We start from the raw sequence: 23,789 nt of genomic DNA, 5'->3' as shown, positions 1-23,789 counted from the left end.
TATTGATCCCTCCCCTCCGCAAGTCGGGTGTTCCCGACTTGCGCATAAGTGCGGACCTCGGGCAAGCCCGAGGTCCGTGGGAGGGTGGATCGGTCCGCAGGACCGAGACGGGTGGGGGTGAGGGCCGGGAACGGTGTTCGCAATCTCAGCCGTACGGCCCCCGCCGTCACCGCTTCGCGGCGCCGCCACCCTCAGCGCGGGGGAGGATCGCGGCCGCCCTCATGCTTGCTGCCCGTATGCGTTTTGTCTGCACCGAAGACGTTCATTCTTGCATCTCTCTCAGGTTCATATAAACATATGTTTATATCTGCCGGACGAGAGCGATGCGCCAGCCGCTGTCACTGCCATTCACGACATTGCTCGCCGGGCTCAAGGCCGCGGCGGAGGAGACGCGGCTGCGCATCCTGGCGCTGCTGGCGGACGGCGAGCTCAACGTGTCCGATCTCACCGACATCCTCGGCCAGTCGCAGCCGCGCATCTCGCGGCATCTGAAGCTGCTCACCGAGGCGGGGCTCGTCGAGCGCCATCGCGAGGGCGCCTGGGCGTTCTTTCGCCTCGATCACCGGAACGGGGCCGCGGCGGCGATCCGGGCGGTTCTGGAGAGCCTCGACCACGACGACCAGCAACTCGCTGCCGATCGGGCGCGGCTCGCCGCCGTGCGCAAGGCGCGTGCTGAGAGCGCGCAGGCCTTCTTCGCGCGTCTTGCCGCGGACTGGGACCGCATCCGCTCGCTGCACGTCTCGGAAGAGGCAGTGGAGGAAGCGGTGCGCGAGGCCATCGGGGAGAAGCCGCTCAACGCCTTCCTTGATCTCGGCACCGGCACCGGGCGCATGCTGCAGCTCGTCGCGCCGCTCGCCCGCCGGGCGGTCGCTGTCGATGCCAACCATGCCATGCTGTCGGTGGCCCGGGCCAATATCGAGCGGGCCGGGCTCTCCGGCATCGAGCTGCGCCAGGGCGACATCTACGCCCTGCCGGTGGAGCGCAACGCCTTCGACCTCGTGCTCGTGCACCAGGTGTTGCACTACCTCGACGATCCGGCGCGGGCCATCCGCGAGGCGGCCGCGGTACTGGCGCCGGGCGGGCGCCTGCTCGTGGTCGATTTCGCGCCACACGAGCTCGAGTTTCTGCGCGCTGAGCACGCCCACCGCCGCCTCGGCTTTGCCCATGAGCAGATCGCCCAGTGGTTCGCGGAAGCGGGGCTCGATCTCGTGGCAACGCGCGAATTGAAGCCGCCGCGCAGCGACACCGACAAGCTCACCGTCTGCCTGTGGCTGGCGCGCGACAGGCGCGTCGTCACTGACTGGCCCTTGCAAGCACCCGAGAAAGAGGTGGCCTGATGTCGCACGCTCCCTTCCGCCCCAGCCGTCGCGGCGCGTGCCCGGTGCGCGTCTCCTTCGAGTTCTTCCCGCCGAAGACGGCGGAGATGGAGGCGACGCTGTGGGCCTCCATCGAACGACTGGCGCCGCTCGGGCCCCATTTCGTCTCCGTCACCTACGGAGCAGGCGGCTCGACACGCGAGCGCACGCATGCCACGGTGAAGCGTATCGTCGAGGAGACGCCGCTCGCGCCGGCCGCGCATCTCACCTGCGTCTCGGCGACGCGCGCGGAGGTTGACGACGTCGTACGCGCCTATTGGGCGGCGGGCGTGCGCCACATCGTGGCCCTGCGCGGCGACCCGGCCGAGGGCATCGGCGCCGTCTACACACCCCATCCCGGAGGTTATGACGGCTCGCCCGAGCTCGTTGCGGGCATCCGCGCCGTCGCCGATTTCGAGGTGTCGGTCTCGGCCTATCCGGAAAAGCACCCGGAGAGCGTCTCCATCGACGCCGATATCGAGCTTCTCAAGCGCAAGGTGGATGCGGGCGCGACGCGGGCCATCACCCAGTTCTTCTTCGATAACGACGTCTATTTCCGTTACCTCGAGAAGGTGCGGGCGCGCGGCATCGACATCCCCATCGTGCCCGGCATCCTGCCGGTCCAGAACTTCAAGCAGGCGGCCAATTTCGCCGCACGCGCGGGGGCGAGCATCCCGGCCTGGCTCGCGGGTCGCTTCGACGGCCTCGACCAGGACGTGGAGACGCGGCGCCTCATCGCGGCGGCGGTCGCGGCCGAGCAGGTCATCGACCTCGTCGACCGCGGCGTGACGGACCTGCACTTCTACACGATGAACCGCGCCGACCTCGTCTATGCCATCTGCCACCTGCTCGGCCTCAGGGCCGGAACGGCGGTGGCCGAGCCCGTGGCCGCCGCGGCGGTGGCGTAACCCATTCAAAGGTCGTTTTGACATGACAGACGTTCGCCCCGCCGACGGCGCCGAGGTGCGCAGGGCCCTCACCGAAGCCGCACGCCAGCGCATCCTCGTGCTCGACGGGGCCATGGGCACCGAGCTGCAGGCCTACAGGTTCTCGGAGGAGGACTTTCGTGGCGACCGCTTCCGCAGTCACAACCGGGAGCTGCGGGGCAACAACGACCTCCTCATCCTCACCCAGCCGGACGCGGTGCGCGACGTGCACCTCGCCTATTTCCGCGCCGGGGCCGATATCGTCGAGACGAACACCTTTTCGGGCACCTCGATCGCCCAAGCGGACTACGCGCTGGAGGCGATCGTCTATGAGCTCAACGTCGAGGGCGCGCGCCTCGCCCGCGCGGCGGCCCGCATCGCCGAGGCGGAGGACGGACGGCGCCGCTTCGTCGCCGGTGCCGTGGGGCCGACCAACCGCACGCTCTCCATCTCGCCCGACGTCAACAACCCGGGCTTCCGCGCCGTGACCTTCGACGAGGTGTGCGACGCCTATGCCGAGCAGGTGCGGGGCCTCGTCGACGGCGGCTCGGACATCATCCTCATCGAGACGATCTTCGACACGCTCAACGCCAAGGCGGCGATCGTCGCCGCCAAGCGTGTCTTCGCCGAGAAGGGCGTCGACCTGCCCGTCATGATCTCGGGCACGATCACGGACCTGTCCGGCCGCACGCTCTCCGGCCAGACGCCGGAGGCCTTCTGGCATTCGGTGCGCCATGCCGAGCCCTTCTCGGTCGGCCTCAACTGTGCCCTCGGTGCGCGCGAGATGCGCGCCCACATCCAGGAAATCGGCAAGGTCGCGGACACCTTCGTCTGCGCCTATCCGAACGCCGGCCTGCCCAACGAATTCGGCCTCTACGACGAGAGCCCGGAAGCGATGGCGGCGATGATCGCGGAATTCGCCGAGGCCGGCCTCGTCAACCTCGTCGGCGGCTGCTGCGGCTCGACGCCGGCGCATATCCGGGCGATCGCCGAGGCGGTCGACGGCAAGGCCCCGCGTGCCATCCCCGAGATCGCGCCACGCATGCGCCTCGCCGGGCTCGAGCCCTTCGTGCTCACGCCCGACATTCCCTTCGTCAATGTCGGCGAGCGCACCAACGTCACCGGCTCGGCCCGGTTCCGCAAGCTGATCACGGCCGGCGACTACGCCGCGGCGCTGGACGTCGCGCGCGACCAGGTGGCGAACGGCGCGCAGGTCATCGACGTCAATATGGACGAGGGCCTGCTCGACAGCCAGAAGGCCATGGTCGAGTTCCTCAATCTCATCGCAGCCGAGCCCGACATCGCCCGGGTGCCGGTGATGATCGATTCCTCGAAGTTCGAGGTGATCGAGGCCGGCCTCAAATCCGTGCAGGGCAAGGCTATCGTCAACTCCATCTCGCTCAAGGAGGGCGAGGAGAAGTTTCTCGCCGAGGCGCGCACCTGCCGGGCCTTCGGCGCAGCCGTGGTCGTCATGGCCTTCGACGAGACGGGCCAGGCCGACACGGAAGACCGCAAGGTCGAGATCTGCACACGGGCCTACCGGCTGCTGACCGAGACGGTTGGCTTCCCGCCTGAGGATATCATCTTCGATCCCAACATCTTCGCCGTAGCGACGGGCATTGAGGAGCACGACAATTACGGCGTCGATTTCATCAACGCCACGCGCCGCATCCGTGAGAGCCTGCCGCACGCGCATGTCTCGGGCGGCGTCTCGAACCTCTCCTTCTCCTTTCGCGGCAACGAGCCCGTACGCGAGGCGATGCACGCCGTCTTCCTCTACCACGCCATCGGGGCGGGGATGGACATGGGCATCGTCAACGCCGGCCAGCTCGCCGTCTATGACGAGATCGAGCCGGAGTTGCGCGAGGCCTGCGAGGACGTTGTCCTCAATCGCCGCAAGGATGCGACCGAACGGCTGCTGGCGCTCGCCGAGAATTTCAAGGGCAAGGGCAAGCAGGCCAAGGAGCAGGACCTCACCTGGCGTACCTGGCCGGTCGACAAGCGGCTGGAGCACGCGCTCGTCAACGGTATCACGGACTATATCGAGGAGGATGTCGAAGAGGCGCGCCTTGTCGCCGCGCGGCCGCTGCACGTCATCGAAGGCCCGTTGATGGCCGGCATGAACGTCGTCGGCGACCTCTTCGGCGCGGGCAAGATGTTCCTGCCGCAGGTGGTGAAGTCCGCCCGCGTCATGAAGCAGGCGGTCGCCTATCTCATGCCCTACATGGAACAGGAGAAGGAGGCCGAGGGCATCACCGACCGGCCGGCCGCCGGCAAGGTGCTGATGGCGACGGTGAAGGGCGACGTGCACGACATCGGCAAGAACATCGTCGGCGTCGTCCTGCAGTGCAACAACTACGAGGTCATCGACCTCGGCGTCATGGTGCCGGCCCAGAAGATCCTCGACACCGCGCGCAAGGAGAAGGTCGACATCATCGGCCTCTCCGGCCTCATCACGCCGTCGCTCGACGAGATGTGCTTCGTCGCCTCGGAGATGGAGCGCGAGGGCTTCGACATCCCGCTCCTCATCGGCGGCGCGACGACCAGCCGCGTGCACACGGCGGTGAAGATCCACCCCAACTATGCCCGTGGGCAGGCGGTGCACGTCAACGACGCGAGCCGCGCCGTCGGCGTCGTCTCGGCCCTTCTGTCCGCCGAGCAGCGCGGCCCCTATATCGAGACGGTGCGCGGCGAATATGCCAAGGTCGCCAATGCCCACGCGCGCAGCGAGGCCGACAAGCAGCGGGTGCCGCTGGAGAAGGCCCGCGCCAATGCGGTCAAGATCGACTGGGCGGGCTATGCGCCGCCGAAGCCGACCTTCCTCGGCACGCGCGTGTTCCGCTCCTACGACGTCGGGGAACTCGTCCGCTGCATCGACTGGACGCCCTTCTTCCAGACCTGGGAACTGAAGGGCCGCTTCCCTGCGATCCTCGAGGACGAGGAGCAGGGCGCGGCGGCGCGGCAGCTCTACGAAGATGCGCAGGCAATGCTGAAGCGCATCGTCGAGGAGCGCTGGTTCAACCCGAAGGCGGTCATCGGCTTCTGGCCGGCGAATGCCATCGGCGACGACATCGCGCTCTATACAGGCGAGAGCCGGCAGGAGAAGCTCGCCACCTTCTTCACGCTGCGCCAGCAGCTCGCGCGGCGTGACGGACGGCCCAATGTGGCGCTCGCCGATTTCGTCGCACCCGAAGGGGTGAAGCCCGACTATGTCGGCGGCTTCGTGGTGACGGCGGGAATCGAGGAAGAGCGCATCGCCCGGCGCTTCGAGCGGGCCAACGATGATTATGCCTCCATCATGGTCAAGGCGCTTGCCGACCGCATCGCGGAGGCGTTCGCCGAGCGCATGCACCAGCGTGTGCGCAAGGAGTTCTGGGCGTATGCCCCGGACGAGGCGCTCGACAACGAGGCCCTCATCCGGGAGGAATATGCAGGTATCCGCCCGGCGCCGGGCTATCCGGCCCAGCCGGATCACACAGAAAAGGGCACGCTTTTCCGCCTGCTCGAGGCGGAGCGACGCATCGGCGTGAAGCTGACCGAGAGCTTCGCCATGTGGCCGGGCTCATCCGTTTCCGGACTCTACATCGCCCATCCGGATGCCTTCTACTTCGGCGTCGCCAAGGTGGAGCGCGACCAGGTGGAGGATTATGCCCTGCGCAAGGGCATGGAGATCGCCGAGGTGGAACGCTGGCTCGCGCCTATCCTCAACTACGACCCGGCGACCTACGCGCGCCAGGCGGCAGAGTAATCAGCAGACCAGAAGCATCGCTCCTCGTCGTCATGCCCGCGCTTGTCGCGGGCATCCACGCCTTGACATGTCGCGCAACCTCAAAGGCGTGGATGGCCGGGACGAGCCCGGCCATGACGACGGAAAGGGGCAGCCTGGAAGCACCAACGCCGTGTGGGTCTTGTGCTACCGGCAGCTATTTCGCATGCCCACTCACACGATCACGGTTGCCGCCGGCCGGCTGGCGATGAGATCGCGCAGGGTCGTGATGGTCGACGCATCGGCGATGCCGTCGATGCGCTCGGGGCGGAAATGGCGCTGGAAGGCGGCGACGACGGCGGTGGTCGCCTCGTCGTAGCGGCCGGTGAGCGCAATGTCGTAGCCGTACATGGCGAGCATCGCCTGCAGCGCCTCGACCGGCTGGCCGCTCTCGCCGGGGCTGAGGAAGCGCCCGCCGCGCACCGGGGCCGGGCGCACGAAATGGCCGATGCCAGCGCGATTGAGCTCCTCCCAGGGGAAAAGTTCACCGGGGTCCAGCTTGCGCTCGGGCGCCACGTCGGAATGGCCGAGCACGCGATCCGCCGGGATCGCCCAGCGGGAGACGATGTCGCGGCTCAGTGCGATGACGGCGGCGATTTGCGCCGCAGGGTAGGGCGGCAGGCCGCCTTCGTGGCCAGGATTGGCGATCTCGATACCGATCGAGGCCGAGTTGATGTCGCGCTCGCCGGCCCATGAGGCCCTGCCCGCGTGCCAGGCCCGGCGTCCCTCCGGGACGAGCTGCAGCACGCGGCCGTTCTCGAAGACGAAATAATGCGCCGAGACCTCGGCCGCGGGGTTGCACAGGCGCTGCAGCGCGTCGCCCGCATCGGGCATGCCGGTGTAGTGTAGTACCAGCATGTCGGGACGGCGCGGCGTGCCGTCCGCGCCCAAGCGCTCGCCGTGGTTCGGGGAGGGGAAGACCTTGGCGGCGACGGGGCTGTCGGGTTTGGGCTGCTCGCTCATGACGTGACCTTCGCGGACTCTTTCTCGTTTATCCGGCGCTGGCGCACGATCTCGTCCCAGGCGGCGTTGAGGGCGGCGGTGCGGTCGGTGGCGATGCGCACGGCCTCGGGCGGCAGGCCGCGGGCGATCTCCCGGTCGGGATGGCTCTCGGCGATGCGCCGGCGGTAGAGACGGCGCAGCTCCGCGTCGCTCATGCCGCGGTCCGCGCCGAGGATGACATAGGGATCGTCCGTGCGGTGCACGTGGCGGGCCTCGATGCGCGCGAAGTCCGCTTCGCTCAGGCCGAAGATGCGGGCGACGGTCGCGAGATAGGCAAGTTCGTCATCGTGCAGGGCGCCGTCGGCGGCGGCGATGAGGAAGAGGCCGTCGAGCACGTCTTCGAGCAGCGCCGGCTCGTCGGCAAGCAGCGTGGCCAACTGGCGGGCATAGGCCTCGAAGCCGGCCGTGGTCGCCTTGGCGAGGTTGAAGAGGCGGGCGATCTGGGCAAATTCCTCGGCCGGCGCTTCGATGATGGCGTGAAAGGCGCGGATCTCGGCGCCCGTGACGACGCCGTCCGCCTTCGCCATCTTGGCGGCGAGCGCCACGAGTCCGGTCGTGAACACCACCTGCCGCGGCGGCGGCCGGAACAGCGCATTGGCGTCGTCGATGAGGAGATGGCCTGCAAGAGCGCCGAGCAGCGCGCCGAGGGGGCCGCCGATAGCCAGGCCGATGCTGGCGCCGCCGAGCTTGCCCCAGCCGAGTTTGCCCCACATGGGTCGAGACCGCTTCCCTGCTCTTGCCGCTCCGATGCCGCGCCCGCACGTCCGTTTCGCGCCCCAATGGCTCGACGCCGGTCTCATCAGCAAAGGCACGAGAGAGCTAGCGAGGCGTGAGGGCCTTGGCAAGGCGCTGAAGCGACGGGAAAGTGCGCGCGGCCGGGCAGGGCCGCGCGCAGACCTTCAGTAGCACTCGCGATAGCGGCGACCGCGATAGTAATAGTAGTCGCAGCGCGGAGCGGTGGCTGCGCCGACCACGGCACCTCCGGCGGCACCGATAGCGCCGCCGACGAGCGCTCCGCCGACGTCGCCGGTCGCCACGCCGCCAATGGCCGCACCAGCCGCGCCGCCGATCAGCGCGCCGCCGACCGCCCGTTCCTCCGGTGTGTTGCAGGCTGCGAGGCCGAGCGCCATCAGCCCAAGTACGGCACCCTGCCTGAGATGACGCTTCATGATGTTGCTCCTGTTCCACTGGGCTCGCCGTCTGGCGGCGCAGCCAAGAATGCCATTTTACGCGCGGTAGGCTGCCACGACAATTTCTGCTCGCCACGCGGCGGTTTCTTTGTTCGCCGTGTGTGCGCATGATTTCCTGTTGATAATTTCTTATTATAGCAAATAATAGTATATCATATCCATGTATTCAGCAATTCATGACTCGTGAATGGTGTATATGGTTTACTTTAACATTCAAATTCCCTGACCTTGCCCGATATGTGCCTCATTCTTGGGTGAAGTCGTCCATCTATTCAATGGCTGTTGCCTCAGGGATGGGGGCCATCATGGTGGGACGACTGGCGGTCTGTTGCGTCGCGCTGGCGATGTCGGCCTCGGCCTGTGCCCAAACGGGAGGTGACGCAGCGGGGACGGCGGGTGAGGCCGTTGCCGGGTCTGTCATGCCGGTTCCGCGTCCGACGGGCGTCGGCGGGCGCAAGGTCGCGCGGGCCCTGCCAGCGCCGGCTGGCCGCGACCGCATTCGCGCGCTGATCGCCCGCCACGCGGTCGAGCGAGGTGTCCCGGCCGATCTTGCCGATGCCGTCGTCCGGCTTGAGAGCAACTACAATCCCGAGGCGCGCAACGGCAGCAACCTGGGGCTCACGCAGATCAGTTTCGCTACGGCGCGGGCCTATGGCTACGGCGGTGCCCGCGAGGGACTGTTCGACCCCGAGACCAATCTGACCTTCGGAATTCGCTATCTCGCCGAGGCCTATCGCCTCGCGGGCGGGGACACCTGCGGCACGATCCTGCGTTATCAGGCCGGCCATCGCGCCCGGTCGATGACGACTGCCGCGCGGCGCTATTGCGCCAGGGTGCGACCCCTGTTGGCGGCTCGATCTTGAGGAGAAACAGCAGGACGAGCCGGTAACGGACGTATCCCGAAACAGTGCCGAGTGAAGCGTGGCCGGGGTGCCTGCCCCGGACGGGATGTCCTTTTGTGTGTGTAAGGGTCAAGGAGTACGCGTTTTGAAGAGTTTGCGTTCCGCCGTTTTCGGCGTTTCTTCCATCCTCATCGTTGCCGCCGCGCCGGCTCTGGCCGATCAGTCCGACCAGTACGAGGTTCTGTTCCAGCCGCGCACGGACATCACGAAGATCGAGCAGACTGCGTCGGAGCCTTCGCGCGAAGCTGCCCGGAAGACTGTCAAGGCGCGTGCGCGCTCGCACGAGGCCGCGGTCGCCCGGGCCGAAGCTGCGCGGGACAAGGCGCCGGTTGAGGCCGAGCGCGGCAAGGTAGTCAAGAACGGGCGCGCGCTGGGCTATGTCCATGCGAGCCGCGAGCGGTACCGTGACCTCATCGCCAAGCACGCCAAGGCGCATGGTCTGCCTTTCGCTCTCGTCGATGCGGTCGTGCGGGTCGAGAGCCGCTACAATCCGCGTGCCTACAACGGCGGCGCCTACGGCCTGATGCAGATCAAGCACCAGACTGCCCGCGGCCTCGGCTACGGCGGGTCGGCGGCCGGGCTCTATGATCCGGACACCAACCTGCGCTATGCGGTGAAGTATCTCGCCCAAGCCTACCAGATGTCGGGCGGCGACACCTGCGCCACGGTGATGCGTTATCAGAGCGGCCATTACGCCAAGCGCATGAATGGCGCGAACCGCGCCTATTGCTCCAAGGTGCGCACGATCGTCGCGAGCCTCGGCTCGCAGGAATCCTGATCGCTCGCCTGTCCTGCGCTCTCGCGATGTATTCCGCCGGGTGTCTTGCGCGTGACGCTTGACCCCGGCGGGCGCCATCCCATATGCCGGGTGCGCCAGTCGGCCGGACGGCCGCCGCAGGCGGGGTGACCCGTGTGCGGAGGAAAGTCCGGGCTCCGAGGAAACACGGTGCCGGATAACGTCCGGCGGGGGCGACCCCAGGGACAGTGCCACAGAAAGCAAACCGCCCTTCGAAGCCCCGGTGGAGAAGGGCAAGGGTGAAAGGGTGCGGTAAGAGCGCACCGCGTCGGCGGTAACGTCGGCGGCACGGCAAACCCCACCGGGAGCAAAACCGAATAGGGACGACGGGGCGCGCAAGCGTCCGGGCCGGTTTCCAGGCCGGTCGTCCGGGTTGGTTGCTCGAGGCGGTCGGCAACGACCGTCCCAGATGAATGGCCGTCACGTCCGGGGCGACCCGGGCCATACAGAACCCGGCTTACAGGCCGACTGGCACTTCTTTCCTCTCAATCGATCAACGGCATCGGATGGCGCCGGGCAGTACATCCCGGCTGTTGCCGCGTGGCTGTCCGACGGCGCGCCGCGCGCATGGGCGCCGGGCAACGGCTGCTGACCCTTTGCCGTATCTGCACTTGTCGCTGGCGTGGCTGCCGGCTTTGCCGTCGCGTGCCTCATCTTGCGGAAGCCGTTGCCCCGTTTGCGAAAATTCGCGGGCTGAGGCGGTGGCATGCGGGCGCCCGAAACCCTTCGTTAACCATGTCGCGCTGTCATCGTGGCTGCTTCGACGCTTACCGTCGAGGCGTCCGATTCCGTTGACGACCATAATTTCCCATGCTATCCCAAATCATCCCGTCGCTGGACGTCTGTTTCGAGCTTCGCGGGGCCGGCGCCAGGGCGGTGCGGGGCTCGCGGCCGATCGGATTCAGCGGTGGCGGCGGGTTGGAGTGCGGCGGGGCGGCTGCAGCTCCGGTGGAAGCGAACGGTGCCGCAAGGGCAGGGGGCCATGGACCGCTTCGTGTCCAATTTCACGAACCGGGTGGACGCGAAGGGGCGTGTGTCGATCCCCGCGTCGTTCCGGGCCGTGCTGGCACGGGACGGTTTCGAGGGTCTCTACGTTCATCCGGCGCTCGATGCGCCGGCGCTCGATGCGGGTGGCAACGCATTGCTGGCGGAGATCGACGGGCTTCTGTCGACGCTTTCGCCCTATTCGGAGGAGCGCGACCATCTCTCGACCGCACTCTTGGGCACCAGCGAGGTGCTCAAGGTCGATCCGGAGGGGCGCGTGATCCTCACCGACACGCTCCGGGAGCATGCGGGTCTGGCCGATATGGTCACCTTCGTGGGCCATGGGCACAAGTTTCAGCTTTGGGAGCCGGAGCGCTTCCGTGCGCATCTCGAAGAGGCGCGCGCCAAGGTCCGGGATCTCAAGAAGTCGCTCGGCGCGGCGAGGGGGTTGGCCACGCCTCTCGCATCGAGGCCGGGCGGCATGCCTCCCGGAGCACGGGAGTGATGACGGGCCGCGGCGACGGCTCGGCCGACGCCGCTGGCGGACCGGCCCGTCATGTTCCCGTGCTCCTGGGGGAGGTGCTGGCGCATCTTTCGCCGCGCGGCGGCGGCGCCTATGTCGACGGCACCTTCGGGGCGGGGGGCTATACACGCGCCCTTCTGGCGGCGGCACCCGACGTTCGCGTTCTCGGCATCGACCGTGATCCCGACGCCATTGCCGGCGGGGCCGATCTCGTGGCGGCCAGCGGCGGGCGGCTCGTGCTCGCCCATGGCCGTTTCGGCGAGCTCGACAAGCTGGCCGAGAACGCCGGCTTTGCGCCGGCCGACGGCGTTGTCCTCGACATCGGCGTCTCCTCCATGCAGCTCGACGAGGCCGGGCGGGGCTTCTCCTTCCGGTTCGACGGCCCTCTCGACATGCGCATGGAGCAGAGCGGGGAGAGCGCGGCGGACATCGTCAACACGGCCGACGAGCAGGTGCTCGCCGACATCATCTATCATTACGGCGAGGAGCGGCGCTCCCGCGCCGTGGCGCGGGCCATCGTCGCGGCGCGCACAGGCGCGCCCATCGAGACGACGCGCCGGCTCGCCGAACTCGTCGCCGGCGTCGTCAGAGCCGATCCCCATGGCCCGCACCCGGCGACGCGGACCTTCCAGGCGCTCAGGATCGCCGTCAACGACGAACTCGGTGAACTTGTGCGCGCGCTCGTCGCGGCCGAGCGCATCCTGAAACCGGGCGGCCGGCTCGTCGTCGTCACCTTTCATTCGCTGGAAGACCGCATCGTCAAGCAGTTCCTGGCGCGGCGCAGCGGCCGCGCCGGCGGCGGCTCGCGGCACATGCCGGGGCTCGTCGGGCCGGAGCCGTCCTTCACGCTCGTGGCGCGCGGTGCCGTCGCGCCCGGGGCGTCCGAGGTGGCCGCGAACCCGCGCGCCCGCTCGGCCAAGCTGCGCGCGGGGGAACGGACGGGAGCACCGGCGCAGGGCGAGGACGAGGCGCTTGCGCTGCTCGCGCGCCTGCCGGCACCGAAACGGAGGGGCGGGCGATGATTGTCCGGTTTCTGCACATCGCCGCCATCGGTGCGCTCGTCGCCTCGGCGGGCTACGCCTATTCGATCAAGTACGACACCATCTACCTGTCGGAGCAGGTGGCCAAGCTCAAGGCTCAGGTGCAGCGCGAAAAGGATGCGATTGCCGTGATGCGCGCGGAATGGCAATTGCTTAGCCGGCCGGACCGCGTGCAGGCGCTCGCCGCCAGTCATCTCGATCTGCAGCCGCTCCAGGTGCAGCAAATCGTGCGCCTGCAGGATGTGCCGGAGCGCAAGGCGCAGGTCGATGCCATCGGGCGCAAGCTCGAAGATCTCGGCCTCTCGGCGCCGACCGCGACCCCCGGCGCCGGCGATGCCGACGCGCGCACGCCTTCGACCTCCAGCCGGTGATGGATGCCATGCACGACACGGATCCGACCGCTCCGCATCAGAAGCCTCTCGTGAGCTCCTCCACCGAGACACGGGCGGCGCGCCTGCGCCGCTTTATCGCGGGTGTCTTCAGCCTCAGGGCGGAGAAGTCGCAGGCGAGGGTCGGCGTCGTGACGCTCGCCTTCGCCGGCTTGTTTGCCGTGATCGCCGGCCGGCTCGTCATGCTGGCGGTGGCGCCGGATGCACCGGGCGACCTGCGTCGCGCCTCGGCCGAAATTTCCATCGTTCGGCCTGACATCGTCGACCGCAACGGCATCCTGCTCGCCACCGACGTGAAAACCGTGTCGGTCTATGCCGAGCCGCGCAACATCATTGACAAGGACGAGGCGACAGAGCTGCTGACGGCGGTGCTGCCGGACCTCAACGCCCGGGAACTGCGCGAGAAGCTCGGCACACGGCGCGGCTTCGTCTGGGTCAAGCGCGAGATCACGCCGCGCCAGCAGGCCGAAGTGCACCGCCTCGGCATTCCCGGTGTCGGCTTCCTCACCGAGAACAAGCGCGTCTATCCGAACGGGCCGATCGCCGCGCACGTACTCGGCTTCGCCAATGTCGACAACGAGGGCATCGCCGGCATCGAGAAATACATCGATGGCCTCGGCCTGCGGGCGCTGGCCGGAGCGGGCTTTGCGACCCAGGCGACCGACCTCGAGCCCATCAAGCTCTCGATCGACCTGCGGGCGACGCACGCGCTGCGAGACGAACTCGTCAAGGGCATGGAGAAGTTCAAGGCCAAGGCCACTGCCGGGCTCATCCTCGATGTCAAGACGGGCGAGGTCGTCGCACTCGCCTCCCTGCCGGATTTCGACCCGAACAATCCCGTCGAGGCGCTCGATCCCGACCGGATCAACCGCATCAATGTCGGCGTCTACGAGATGGGCTCGACCTTTAAGGCCATCACCACGGCGATGGCGCTCGATTCCGGCAAGGTCAACATCAACTCCACCTTCGACGCCCGCGGCGTCATGCGCTACGGCCGCTTCACAATCCGCGACTATCACGGCCAGAACCGAATCCTCAGCGTGCCGGAGATCTTCATCCACTCGTCCAACATCGGCACGGCCAAGATGGCCCTGACTGTCGGCGTCGAGGGCCACAAGGCGACGCTCAGGAAGTTCGGCCAACTCGAACGCCTGCGTACGGAACTGCCGGAGAGCGCGGAGCCGATCCTTCCCCCGCGCTGGGGTGAGCTCAACACCATCACCATTTCCTACGGCCACGGCCTTGCTGTGGCGCCGATCCAGGCAGCGGCGGGCACGGCGGCGCTGGTCAACGGCGGCTATTTCATCACGCCGACCTTCCTCAAGCGTAACGAAGAGGAGGCGCTCGCGGGCGCCCGTCAGGTGGTGAGCCCCAAGACCAGCGAGGCCATGCGCTATATCATGCGGCTCAACGCCGAGCGCGGCTCCGCCCGCAAGGCGGCGGTGCGCGGCTACTACGTAGGCGGCAAGACCGGCACCGCCGAAAAGGTCATCAACGGCCGCTACGACCGCAACAAGAACTTCACCACCTTCATGGCCATCGCGCCGGCGGACGACCCGAAGTATCTTTTCGTGGTGCTGTACGACGAGCCGCAGGGCCTGCCGGAGACCTACGGCTATTCCACCGCCGCCTGGAATGCAGGCGTGACGACCGGCAAGGTGATCGAGCGCGTCGCGCCGCTGCTCGGCCTGCCGCCGCGGTTCGAGAAGCCGTACCGGCCATTCCCGGCCATGGCGCAGGCTGGTGCCTGGGGTATCCAATGACGGACGCTGCCCGCACGGACGGCTTTGCACTCGGCGAAATTCTGCCCGATGCCTTCGCCGGCACGCTCCATGCAACCGTGCGCGTGCGAGGCCTTGCCTTCGATTCCCGCAAGGTGCAGCCGGGCGACGTCTTCGTCGCGCTCGCGGGCGCGCGCGAGGACGGCCGGCGCTATATAACGGATGCGCTGGCGCGCGGCGCCGCCGCCGTGGTGGCGGAGGGAGGTCGGCCAGAGGACTTTCCGCGGGAGGTGATTTTCGGCTCGGTCATCGACGCCCGCCGGGCGCTGGCGCTGGCCGCAGCACGGGTCTTTCCCCGCCAACCAGCCACGATCGTCGCCGTCACGGGCACGAGCGGCAAAAGCTCCGTCGCCGAATTCACGCGCCAGCTCTTCGCGGCCTGCGGCCACGAGGCCGCGAGCCTCGGCACCATCGGCGTGGTCGCGCCGTCGGGTGCCCACTACGGCTCCCTGACCACGCCGGATCCGATCGCCCTGCACCGGACGCTCGATCGTCTCGCCGGCGAGGGGGTGACGCACCTTGCCATGGAGGCGTCCTCGCACGGGCTCGACCAGCGGCGGCTCGATGGTGTGCGCCTCGCGGCCGCCGCCTTCACCAATCTCGGCCGTGACCACCTCGACTATCACCCGACCGTCGAGGCCTATCTCACGGCCAAGCTCCGGCTGTTCGAGCGCCTCCTGCCCGAAGGGGCGATCGCCGTGGTCAATGCCGACGCGCCGGAGGCCGCGCGGATCGAGACGATTGCCGAGGCGCGGGGGCTCGACCTCATCAGCGTCGGCCGGGCCGGCCGCGACATCGCTATCGCCGATGTTGCGCGCGAGGGCTTCTCGCAGCGGCTCAAGCTGGCGCATGAAGGCCATTTCCACGAGGTGCTGCTGCCGCTCGCCGGCGACTTCCAGGCGGCAAATGCCGTCGTCGCGGCCGGGCTCGCCCTCGCGGCCGGCTGCGCGATGGAGGACATCATCCACGGGCTTGCCGGCATTGCCGGCGTCAAGGGGCGCCTTGAGCGGGTGGCAGAGGTCAACGGCGCGCTAGTCGTCGTCGACTATGCGCACAAGCCCGATGCGCTCGCCCATGTGCTCGATGCGCTGCGGCCCTATGCCACCGGGCGGCTCTTCGTCGTCGTCGGTGCGGGCGGCGACCGCGACCCGGGCAAGCGGCCGATGATGGGTGCCATCGCCAGCGAGAAGGCGGACGTCGTCATCGTCACCGACGACAATCCACGCTCCGAGAACCCCGCGGCGATCCGTGCCGCCATCCTCGCTGCGGCCCCCAATGCGCGCGAGATCGGCGACCGCGCCGAGGCGATCCGCACGGCGGTTGCCGAGCTCGGACCTGGGGATGTTCTCGTCGTCGCCGGAAAAGGCCATGAAACGGGCCAGATCGTCGGGTCAACGACCATACCGTTTTCCGATCACGAGGCCGTGCTCGCGGCCGTTGCGGACCTTGAACGATGAACAACGCCCTCTGGACAGGCCTCGAAATCCTCGGCGCGCTCGGAGCCCGGGCGCACGGCGGCCTGGCCGATACCATCTCCGGCGTGTCGATCGACACGCGCACGCTCGCGCCGGGCGATCTTTTCTGCGCGCTCGCCGGCAGCCGCGACGGGCACGAATTTGTCGCCGATGCGCTCGCCAAGGGCGCGGCAGCGGCGCTCGTCGACGAGGCGCATTTCGATGCCCTGTCGCATCTCGGGCCGCTGCTGGTGGTGCCCGACGTGCTTGCCGCCATGGGCGCGGCTGCGCGAGCGGCGCGCGCGCGCACGAAGGCGCAGGTCGTCGCTGTCACGGGATCCGTCGGCAAGACCGGCACCAAGGAGGCGTTGCGCCTCGCCCTCGGCAAGCAGGGCAGGACGCATGCGGCCGTCGCCTCCTACAACAACCACTGGGGCGTGCCGCTGACGCTGATGCGGATGCCGCGCGACAGCGCCTACGGCATCTTCGAGATCGGCATGAACGCGCCCGGCGAGATCGCCGCGCTCGTGGCGCTGGTGCGCCCGCACGTTGCCATCATCACCACCGTCGGGCCCGTGCATCTCGAATTCTTTCCCTCAGTCGAAGCCATCGCCGATGCCAAGGGCGAGATCTTCTCCGGCATCGAGCCCGGCGGCACGGCTATCATCAACCGCGACAATCCCCATTTCGAGCGGCTGAAGCTGCATGCGGCGGCGTCTCCCGCCGGCCGCATCGTCTCCTTCGGCGAGCACGAGGGGGCGGATGTCCGGGCCGAGCGCATCCTTCTCAAGTCCGACATGACGATCGTCGAGGCCCGGGTCTTCGGCGAGGCCATCACCTACCGGCTCGGCAGCCCGGGCCGGCACGTCGCGCTCAACAGCCTTGCCGTCATGGCGGCTGTCAAGGCGCTTGGGGCCGACATCGCCCTCGCCGGACTCGGCCTCGGCGAGCTTCAGCCGATCGCTGGCCGCGGCGAGCGTACGTTGATGAAGGGACCGGGCGGCACCATCACGCTCGTCGACGAGAGTTTCAATGCCAACCCCGCCTCCATGCGGGCGGCCGTCGAGACACTCGCCGAGGCGGACGCGGGGCTGCGCGGCCGGCGCATCGCGGTTCTCGCCGACATGCTGGAGCTCGGGCCGGACGGCCCGGCGCTGCACCGCGCTCTCGGCGAGTTCGTGGCGCAAAGCGGCGTCAGTCTCGTCTTCGCGTGCGGTCCGCTGATGAAAAACCTGTGGCAGGCCCTTCCGCAGGAGATGCGCGGGCGCTATGCGCAGACACCCGCGGAGCTTGAGCCGGAACTCGTCGGCGCGCTGCGCGGCGGCGACGTCGTCATGGTCAAGGGCTCCAAGAGCACCTACGTCTCGCGCATCGTCGCCACCCTCAAGGATCGCTACCCCCGTGAAGCGGCGCGAGCCGAAGCGGACATGTAAGCGGAGAAGACAAGAGCATGTTCGTCTGGCTCGCCGAATTCAGCGACATCATCCCCGGGCTCAACGTCTTCCGGTACATCACCTTCCGTACGGGCGCCGCGACGGCGACGGCGCTGTTCTTCGTATTCATGTTTGGCCCGGCCATCATCGCGGCCCTGCGCATCAAGCAGGGCAAGGGCCAGCCGATCCGCGAGGACGGGCCGCAGTCGCACCTCCTGACGAAGAAGGGCACGCCCACCATGGGCGGCCTGATGATCCTGTCCGGGCTCGTCGTCTCCACCCTGCTGTGGGCCAATCTCGCCAATCCCTACGTCTGGATCGTGCTGCTGGTGACGCTCGGCTTCGGCGCCATCGGCTTCTACGACGACTATCTCAAGGTCACGAAGCAGTCCCACAAGGGGTTTTCCGGCCGCTCGCGTCTCGCCATCGAGGCGCTGATCGCCGGCATCGCCTGCATCGCCATCGTCCTCGTGGCGCGGGGGGATCTGCCGCCGACGCGGGACGCTCTCGCCACCTCCGTCGCCATCCCCTTCTTCAAGGACCTGCTCCTCGACCTCGGCTGGTTCTTCATCGCCTTCGGTGTCTTCGTCATCGTTGCCGCCGGCAACGCGGTGAATCTCACCGACGGGCTCGATGGCCTCGCCATCGTGCCGGTCATGATCGCGGCCGCGACCTTCGGCTTCATCGCCTATCTCGTCGGCAACGCCATCTTCTCGAACTACCTGCAGATCAATTTCGTGCCGGGCACGGGCGAACTCGCCGTCATCTGCGGTGCGGTAATGGGGGCGGGCATCGGCTTTCTGTGGTTCAACGCCCCGCCGGCGCAGATCTTCATGGGCGACACGGGCTCGCTTGCCCTCGGCGGCCTTCTCGGCACAATCGCGGTCGCGACCAAGCACGAGATCGTGCTTGCCATCGTCGGCGGCCTCTTCGTCGTGGAGGCGCTGTCGGTGATCATCCAGGTCGCGTCCTTCAAGCTCACGGGCAAGCGCGTCTTCAAGATGGCGCCGATCCACCATCACTTCGAGCAGCTCGGCTGGACGGAGCCGCAAGTTGTGATCCGCTTCTGGATCATCTCGGTGGTGCTCGCGCTCGTCGGCCTCTCGACCTTGAAGCTGAGGTGAGGCGATGATCCCCGTCACCTCCTTCGCCGGCAGGCGGGTCGCGCTCTTCGGGCTCGGCGGCTCGGGGCTCGCCACGGCCGAGGCGCTGGTGGCGGGCGGCGCCGACGTCGTCGCCTACGACGACGGGGAGATGGCGCGCATCACCGCGGCCGCGAGGGGCATCGCCGTCGAGAACCTGCACGACATCGCCTGGGACGGCGTCGCCGCGCTCGTGCTCTCGCCGGGCGTACCCTTGACCCATCCCGAGCCGCACTGGACGGTGCCGCTCGCGCGTGCGGCCGGCATCGAGATCATCGGCGACGTCGAGCTCTTCTGCCGCGAACGGGCGAGGCACATGCCGGAGGCGCCGTTCATCGCCGTCACCGGCACCAACGGCAAGTCGACGACGACGGCGCTCGTCGCCCACCTCCTCAAGGTTGGCGGGCTCAACGTGCAAATGGGCGGAAACATCGGCACGCCTGTGCTGGCGCTGAAGCCTTTCGGGGCCGGCCGCGCCTATGTCGTCGAGTGCTCGTCCTTCCAGATCGACCTTGCGCCCTCGCTCGCACCGAGCGTCGGCATCCTTCTCAACATCACGCCCGATCATCTCGACCGTCACGGCACGATGGCGAACTACGCCGCCATCAAGGAGCGGCTCGTCGCCGGCTCCGGGCTTGCCGTGATCGGCGTGGACGACGACTTTTGTCGCGCCATTGCGGGCCGGCGCGTCGCGCTCGGCCGGCCGCTCGAGACCATCTCGGTTGAGCGCAGGCTAGAGGAGGGCTGGTCCTGGGAGCCGCATGGCCTGACGCTGCGGGTGGCAGGCCCCGATGATGCCATTGCGGTGGCTGCGCATATCGACCTTACCGGCATCGGCTCCCTGCGCGGGGCACACAATGCCCAGAATGCCGCGGCGGCCGTAGCCGCTGCGATGGCGACGGGGATCGATCTCGGCGTCATCCGCGCGGGACTCGCGCGCTTTCCCGGCCTCGCCCACCGCATGGAGCAAGTGGGACGGGCCGGCAAGGTCTTGTTCGTCAACGATTCCAAGGCGACCAATGCCGATGCTGCGGAAAAGGCGCTCTGCGCCTTCGACGGCGGCATCCACTGGATCGCGGGAGGCAAGGCCAAAGAGGGCGGCATCACGCCGCTCGCCCCGCTCTTCCCGCGCATCGCCAGGGCCTACCTGATCGGCGCGGCAAGCGATGATTTTGCGGCGACGCTCGATGGCCGAGTGCCCTATGAGCGCTGCGGCACGCTCGAAGTCGCCGTGGCACGGGCGGCGGAGGATGCGGCCATTTCCAAACATGCCGAGCCGGTGGTGCTCTTGTCACCGGCCTGTGCCTCCTATGACCAGTTCCGCAATTTCGAGGTTCGCGGCGACAGGTTCCGCGATCTCGTCCTGGCCCTGCCCGGCCTCGAGCCTTTCGCGAAGGAGTGAGCCATGGTGTCGCGCGCAGAACGGACAGTGCTCGCCGACTGGTGGTGGACGGTCGATCGCTTCACTCTCGGCGCGCTCGGCGTGCTCATGGTGGCGGGCATCGTCTTCCTCATGGGCGGCGCGCCGCCGGTGGCCGAGCGGCTCGGGCTGCCGACCTTCCACTTCGTCAACCGGCAGGTCTTCTATCTGGTGCCGGCCATCCTCATGCTCATCGCGACGTCGCTGCTGACGCCACGCCAGGTGAGGCGCGTCGCGCTCCTCGTCTTCATCGTCGGCATGGCGCTCATCGTCGCGGCGCTCTACGTCGGCCCAGAGGTCAAGGGCTCTCGCCGCTGGATTTCGCTTGCCGGCATCACCGTACAGCCGTCGGAATTCGTGAAGCCGGCCTTCGTCGTGCTCATCGCGTGGCTCTTTGCGGAAGGCGGGCGCCGCAGGGACATGCCGGGGACGATCTTCGCCATCCTCATCCTGCCCGCGACCATCGTGCCGCTCATCCTGCAGCCGGACATCGGCCAGACCATGCTCGTGACGCTGGTATGGGCGGCGGTGTTCTTCGCGGCGGGGCTGCACATCTTCTGGGTGGCGGGCATCGGCGGCATGGGCCTTGCCGGGCTCGTCGCCGCCTATGAGTTCATCCCGCACGTGCGCGGCCGCATCGAGCGCTTCCTCAACGATGACGTCGGCGACACCTTCCAGGTCGACATGGCGATGGAATCCTTCGCCCAGGGCGGCTGGCTGGGCAAGGGACCGGGCGAGGGCACGGTCAAGCGCATCCTGCCCGATGCGCACACCGACTTCATCTTCGCTGCCACGGCGGAGGAATTCGGCATCGTCGTGTGCATCGCCATCGTGCTGCTGTTCGCTTTCATCGTCATCCGCAGCCTCGTTCTCGCCCAGCGCGACGACGATCCCTTCTGCCGCCTCGCGGTGACGGGGCTTGCGACGCTCTTCGGCATCCAGGCTTCCATCAACATGATGGTGAACGTGCATCTTCTGCCGGCCAAGGGCATGACGTTGCCCTTCATCTCCTACGGCGGCTCCTCGCTGTTCTCCCTGGCGATTGGCATGGGCTTCCTCATCGCCCTGACGCGCCGCAGGCCGCGGGCCGAAATCTACGATGCCGGGCCGCGCCGGTGGGGCGAGACGCGATGAGCAGGGAAGGCTTCGTCCTCCTCGCCGCCGGCGGCACCGGCGGCCATCTCTTCCCGGCCGAGGCGCTGGCGGCGGCGCTCGGCCGGCGCGGCGTGGCGGTGGCGCTCGCGACCGACGAGCGCGCGGCCGCCTATGCCCATCATTTCCCGGCCAGCGAGCGTTTCGTCATCCCTTCGGCAACGCCGTCGCGGCGCTCGCCCTTCGCCGCCGTGCAGTCCTTCGTCACGCTGGCGCGGGGCGTCTGGCGGGCGCGCCGCCTGATGCGCGAGCGCCGGCCGGCCGTCGTCGTCGGCTTCGGCGGCTATCCGACGGTGCCGCCGGTGCTCGCCGCCACCATGGCGATGGTGCCGAGCGTCATCCACGAGCAGAACGCCGTCGTGGGCCGCGCCAACCGCTTCCTGATGGGCCGCGTCACGGCCATCGCCACCGGCTTCGCCACGGTGAAGGGCCTGAGCGAGGCCGCGCGCGCCAAGACGACGCATACCGGCAACCCGGTGCGCCCCAGCGTCATCGAGGCGGCGACCGCGCCCTTCCGGCCGCTCGCGCCAGGCGAGCGCCTGTCGCTCCTCGTCTTCGGCGGCAGCCAGGGCGCGCGGGTGATGAGCGACGTGGTGCCGGTTGCGGTCGAGCAGCTCGGCGAGGCGGCTCGCGCGCGCCTCCACATCGTGCAGCAGGCCCGGCCGGAGGATCTCGAGCGGGTGCGCGGCATCTATGCGCGCCTCGGCGTCTTCTGCGAGATCGAGCCTTTCTTCAACGACCTGCCGCGCCGCATGGCCGCGGCGCATCTCGTGGTCTCGCGCGCCGGCGCCTCCACGGTCGCCGAGCTTTCCGTCATCGGCCGCCCGTCCATCCTCGTACCGCTGCCGGGCGCGCTCGACCAGGACCAGGCGGCCAATGCCGCGAGCCTCGGGGCAATCGGCGCGGCCAGCGTCATTGCGCAGGGCGAATTCACGCCCGCCCGCCTCGCGGCGGAGATCGAGGCGCGCCTCGATGCGCCCGAGACATTGACGCGGGCGGCCGAAGCAGCCAAGAGCGCGGGCATCGTCGACGCGGCGGAGCGTCTCGCCGCGCTCGTCATACGCATCGGCAGACTCGCCCAAGAACAAGCCTCGCAAACGGAGACGACACCATGAAGCTGCCGCGCGAGCTCGGTCCCATCCACTTCATCGGCATCGGCGGCATCGGCATGTCGGGCATCGCCGAGGTGCTCCTCAACCTCGGCTACACGGTGCAGGGCTCGGATGCGAGCGACAACGCCAATGTGAAGCGCCTGCGCGAGAAGGGGGCATCCATTTCCATCGGGCATGCGACCGAGAACCTTGGCGATGCCGAAGTCGTCGTCGTGTCCACCGCCATCAAGCGCGATAATCCCGAGCTCGCTGCCGCGCGCGAAAAGCGCCTGCCGGTGGTGCGCAGGGCCGAGATGCTGGCCGAACTGATGCGGCTCAAGACCTGCGTCGCGATCGCCGGCACGCACGGCAAGACGACGACGACCTCGATCGTTGCGACGCTGCTCGATGCCGGCGGTTTCGACCCGACCGTCATCAACGGCGGCATCATCAACGCCTATGGCACCAACGCCCGCCTCGGGGCCGGTGACTGGATGGTGGTGGAGGCGGACGAGTCCGACGGTACCTTCCTCAAGCTGCCGGCTGATGTCGCCATCGTCACCAACATCGACCCCGAGCACCTCGACCATTTCAAGACCTTCGACGCCATCAAGGCGGCCTTCCGCTCCTTCGTCGAGAACCTGCCGTTCTACGGCTTCGCGGTGATGTGCATCGACCACCCAACGGTGCAGGACCTCGTCGGCCAGATCGAGGACCGGCGCGTGATCACCTATGGCGAGAACCCGCAGGCGGATGTGCGCCTCATCGACATCGACCTCAACGGCGGCAAGAGCCGCTTCAAGGTGCTGATCCGCGACCGCAAGACGGGCGCGGAGACGGTGATCCCCGATCTCGTCATGCCCATGCCCGGCCACCACAATGCGCTCAATGCCACGGCGGCGATCGCCGTCGCGCACGAGCTGGGCATGAGTCCGGAGGCGATCCGCCAAGCGCTCGCCGGCTTCGGCGGCGTCAAGCGGCGCTTCACCCGCACGGGCGAGTGGAACGGCGTCACCATCTTCGACGACTACGGCCACCACCCGGTGGAGATCGCCGCCGTCCTGCGCGCCGCCCGCGCGTCGACGAAGGGGCAGGTGATCGCGGTCATGCAGCCGCATCGCTACACGCGGCTCAAGGCCCTGTTCAACGACTTCTGCACCTGCTTCAACGATGCCGACGCGGTCATCGTCGCCCCTGTCTATGCCGCCGGCGAGCAGCCGATCGCGGGGGCCGAGCGTGACGATCTCGTGGCCGGCCTCAAGGCCCGCGGCCACCGCCAGGCGATCGCTCTTGAGGGGCCGCAGGCGCTCGCCGCTATCGTGCGCCGCCTCGTCAAACCGGGCGACTATGTCGTGTGTCTCGGCGCCGGCACGATCACCAACTGGGCCTATGCCCTGCCCGGCGAACTCGAAGCAGGGGAGGGCGCGTGACAGGGAAGCGCCC

General features: G+C 68.3%; 19 protein-coding genes and 1 other RNA gene. 17 read left to right on the top strand and 3 right to left on the bottom strand.

Going from position 1 to position 23,789, the window contains the following annotated elements; all coding sequences use genetic code 11:
- Positions 1–323 precede the first annotated feature (323 nt).
- Genes ASC46_RS01220 through metH form a run of 3 tightly spaced genes read left to right on the top strand, consistent with a single transcriptional unit; the run spans position 324 to position 6,029 of the window.
- Positions 324–1,337, top strand: coding sequence for an ArsR/SmtB family transcription factor (locus tag ASC46_RS01220; RefSeq protein ID WP_055457479.1), 1,014 nt, complete (start codon positions 324–326; stop codon positions 1,335–1,337).
- Complete coding sequence (gene metF, locus ASC46_RS01215; RefSeq protein WP_055457478.1) at positions 1,337–2,263, top strand: methylenetetrahydrofolate reductase [NAD(P)H]; 927 nt, start codon at positions 1,337–1,339, stop codon at positions 2,261–2,263. The genes ASC46_RS01220 and metF overlap by 1 nt, the downstream gene beginning before the upstream one ends.
- 22 nt (positions 2,264–2,285) lie before the next feature.
- The gene (gene metH, locus ASC46_RS01210) at positions 2,286–6,029 is read left to right on the top strand and encodes a methionine synthase (RefSeq protein ID WP_055457477.1); all 3,744 of its coding nucleotides are present in this window, start codon (positions 2,286–2,288) and stop codon (positions 6,027–6,029) included.
- Positions 6,030–6,221: 192 nt separating this feature from the next.
- Here the strand turns inward: metH and ASC46_RS01205 are convergent, their stop codons facing one another.
- The 3 genes from ASC46_RS01205 to ASC46_RS01195 all read right to left on the bottom strand — a co-directional run bounded on the left by ASC46_RS01205 (position 6,222) and on the right by ASC46_RS01195 (position 8,218).
- The gene (locus tag ASC46_RS01205) at positions 6,222–7,010 is read right to left on the bottom strand and encodes an N-acetylmuramoyl-L-alanine amidase (RefSeq protein ID WP_055457476.1); all 789 of its coding nucleotides are present in this window, start codon (positions 7,008–7,010) and stop codon (positions 6,222–6,224) included.
- Positions 7,007–7,762 carry a J domain-containing protein gene (locus ASC46_RS01200; protein ID WP_055457475.1) on the bottom strand — a complete coding sequence of 252 codons (756 nt, stop codon included), beginning with the start codon at positions 7,760–7,762 and terminating at the stop codon, positions 7,007–7,009. The genes ASC46_RS01205 and ASC46_RS01200 overlap by 4 nt, the downstream gene beginning before the upstream one ends.
- Positions 7,763–7,948: 186 nt before the next feature.
- Positions 7,949–8,218 carry a hypothetical protein gene (locus ASC46_RS01195; protein ID WP_055457474.1) on the bottom strand — a complete coding sequence of 90 codons (270 nt, stop codon included), beginning with the start codon at positions 8,216–8,218 and terminating at the stop codon, positions 7,949–7,951.
- Positions 8,219–8,658: 440 nt separating this feature from the next.
- Between ASC46_RS01195 and ASC46_RS01190 the strand changes: the two genes are divergently transcribed.
- The 14 genes from ASC46_RS01190 (at position 8,659) to murC (ending at position 23,776) form a co-directional block, all read left to right on the top strand.
- Positions 8,659–9,102, top strand: a complete 444-nt coding sequence (locus ASC46_RS01190; protein WP_055457473.1) for a transglycosylase SLT domain-containing protein — start codon at positions 8,659–8,661, stop codon at positions 9,100–9,102.
- A gap of 124 nt (positions 9,103–9,226) precedes the next feature.
- Positions 9,227–9,919, top strand: a complete 693-nt coding sequence (locus ASC46_RS01185) for a lytic transglycosylase domain-containing protein (protein WP_071924026.1) — start codon at positions 9,227–9,229, stop codon at positions 9,917–9,919.
- A 95-nt stretch (positions 9,920–10,014) separates the two neighbouring features.
- An RNA gene (gene rnpB, locus ASC46_RS03545) (RNase P RNA component class A) lies at positions 10,015–10,413 on the top strand.
- A 506-nt stretch (positions 10,414–10,919) separates the two neighbouring features.
- On the top strand, positions 10,920–11,426 hold the full coding sequence (gene mraZ / locus ASC46_RS01180) for a division/cell wall cluster transcriptional repressor MraZ (RefSeq protein WP_055457471.1): 507 nt from the start codon (positions 10,920–10,922) through the stop codon (positions 11,424–11,426).
- Positions 11,426–12,466 carry a 16S rRNA (cytosine(1402)-N(4))-methyltransferase RsmH gene (gene rsmH, locus ASC46_RS01175; protein WP_055457470.1) on the top strand — a complete coding sequence of 347 codons (1,041 nt, stop codon included), beginning with the start codon at positions 11,426–11,428 and terminating at the stop codon, positions 12,464–12,466. Before mraZ ends, rsmH begins: the two co-directional genes overlap by 1 nt.
- On the top strand, positions 12,463–12,855 hold the full coding sequence (ftsL, locus tag ASC46_RS01170; protein WP_019403413.1) for a cell division protein FtsL: 393 nt from the start codon (positions 12,463–12,465) through the stop codon (positions 12,853–12,855). Before rsmH ends, ftsL begins: the two co-directional genes overlap by 4 nt.
- Entirely contained in the window at positions 12,855–14,636 is a 1,782-nt protein-coding gene (locus ASC46_RS01165; protein WP_055457469.1) for a peptidoglycan D,D-transpeptidase FtsI family protein, read from the top strand. The genes ftsL and ASC46_RS01165 overlap by 1 nt, the downstream gene beginning before the upstream one ends.
- Complete coding sequence (locus ASC46_RS01160; protein WP_055457468.1) at positions 14,633–16,111, top strand: UDP-N-acetylmuramoyl-L-alanyl-D-glutamate--2,6-diaminopimelate ligase; 1,479 nt, start codon at positions 14,633–14,635, stop codon at positions 16,109–16,111. Before ASC46_RS01165 ends, ASC46_RS01160 begins: the two co-directional genes overlap by 4 nt.
- A complete protein-coding gene (locus ASC46_RS01155; RefSeq protein ID WP_055457467.1) occupies positions 16,108–17,541 on the top strand; it encodes a UDP-N-acetylmuramoylalanyl-D-glutamyl-2,6-diaminopimelate--D-alanyl-D-alanine ligase in 1,434 nt (477 codons plus the stop codon). Before ASC46_RS01160 ends, ASC46_RS01155 begins: the two co-directional genes overlap by 4 nt.
- 17 nt (positions 17,542–17,558) lie before the next feature.
- Positions 17,559–18,665: a phospho-N-acetylmuramoyl-pentapeptide-transferase gene (gene mraY, locus ASC46_RS01150; RefSeq protein WP_055457466.1), complete on the top strand. Its 1,107-nt coding sequence runs from the start codon at positions 17,559–17,561 to the stop codon at positions 18,663–18,665.
- A 4-nt stretch (positions 18,666–18,669) separates the two neighbouring features.
- Positions 18,670–20,085, top strand: coding sequence for a UDP-N-acetylmuramoyl-L-alanine--D-glutamate ligase (gene murD / locus ASC46_RS01145; RefSeq protein ID WP_055457465.1), 1,416 nt, complete (start codon positions 18,670–18,672; stop codon positions 20,083–20,085).
- Positions 20,086–20,088: 3 nt separating this feature from the next.
- Entirely contained in the window at positions 20,089–21,237 is a 1,149-nt protein-coding gene (locus tag ASC46_RS01140; RefSeq protein WP_055457464.1) for an FtsW/RodA/SpoVE family cell cycle protein, read from the top strand.
- Positions 21,234–22,370: an undecaprenyldiphospho-muramoylpentapeptide beta-N-acetylglucosaminyltransferase gene (murG, locus tag ASC46_RS01135; protein WP_055457463.1), complete on the top strand. Its 1,137-nt coding sequence runs from the start codon at positions 21,234–21,236 to the stop codon at positions 22,368–22,370. Before ASC46_RS01140 ends, murG begins: the two co-directional genes overlap by 4 nt.
- Positions 22,367–23,776 carry a UDP-N-acetylmuramate--L-alanine ligase gene (gene murC, locus ASC46_RS01130; RefSeq protein ID WP_055457462.1) on the top strand — a complete coding sequence of 470 codons (1,410 nt, stop codon included), beginning with the start codon at positions 22,367–22,369 and terminating at the stop codon, positions 23,774–23,776. Before murG ends, murC begins: the two co-directional genes overlap by 4 nt.
- Positions 23,777–23,789 lie beyond the last annotated feature (13 nt).

Source organism: Chelatococcus sambhunathii (assembly GCF_001418005.1).
GTDB classification, from domain to species: domain Bacteria; phylum Pseudomonadota; class Alphaproteobacteria; order Rhizobiales; family Beijerinckiaceae; genus Chelatococcus_A; species Chelatococcus_A sambhunathii.
Note: the sequence above shows the minus strand (reverse complement) of the source record. Positions and strands in the feature narration are given on the sequence as shown.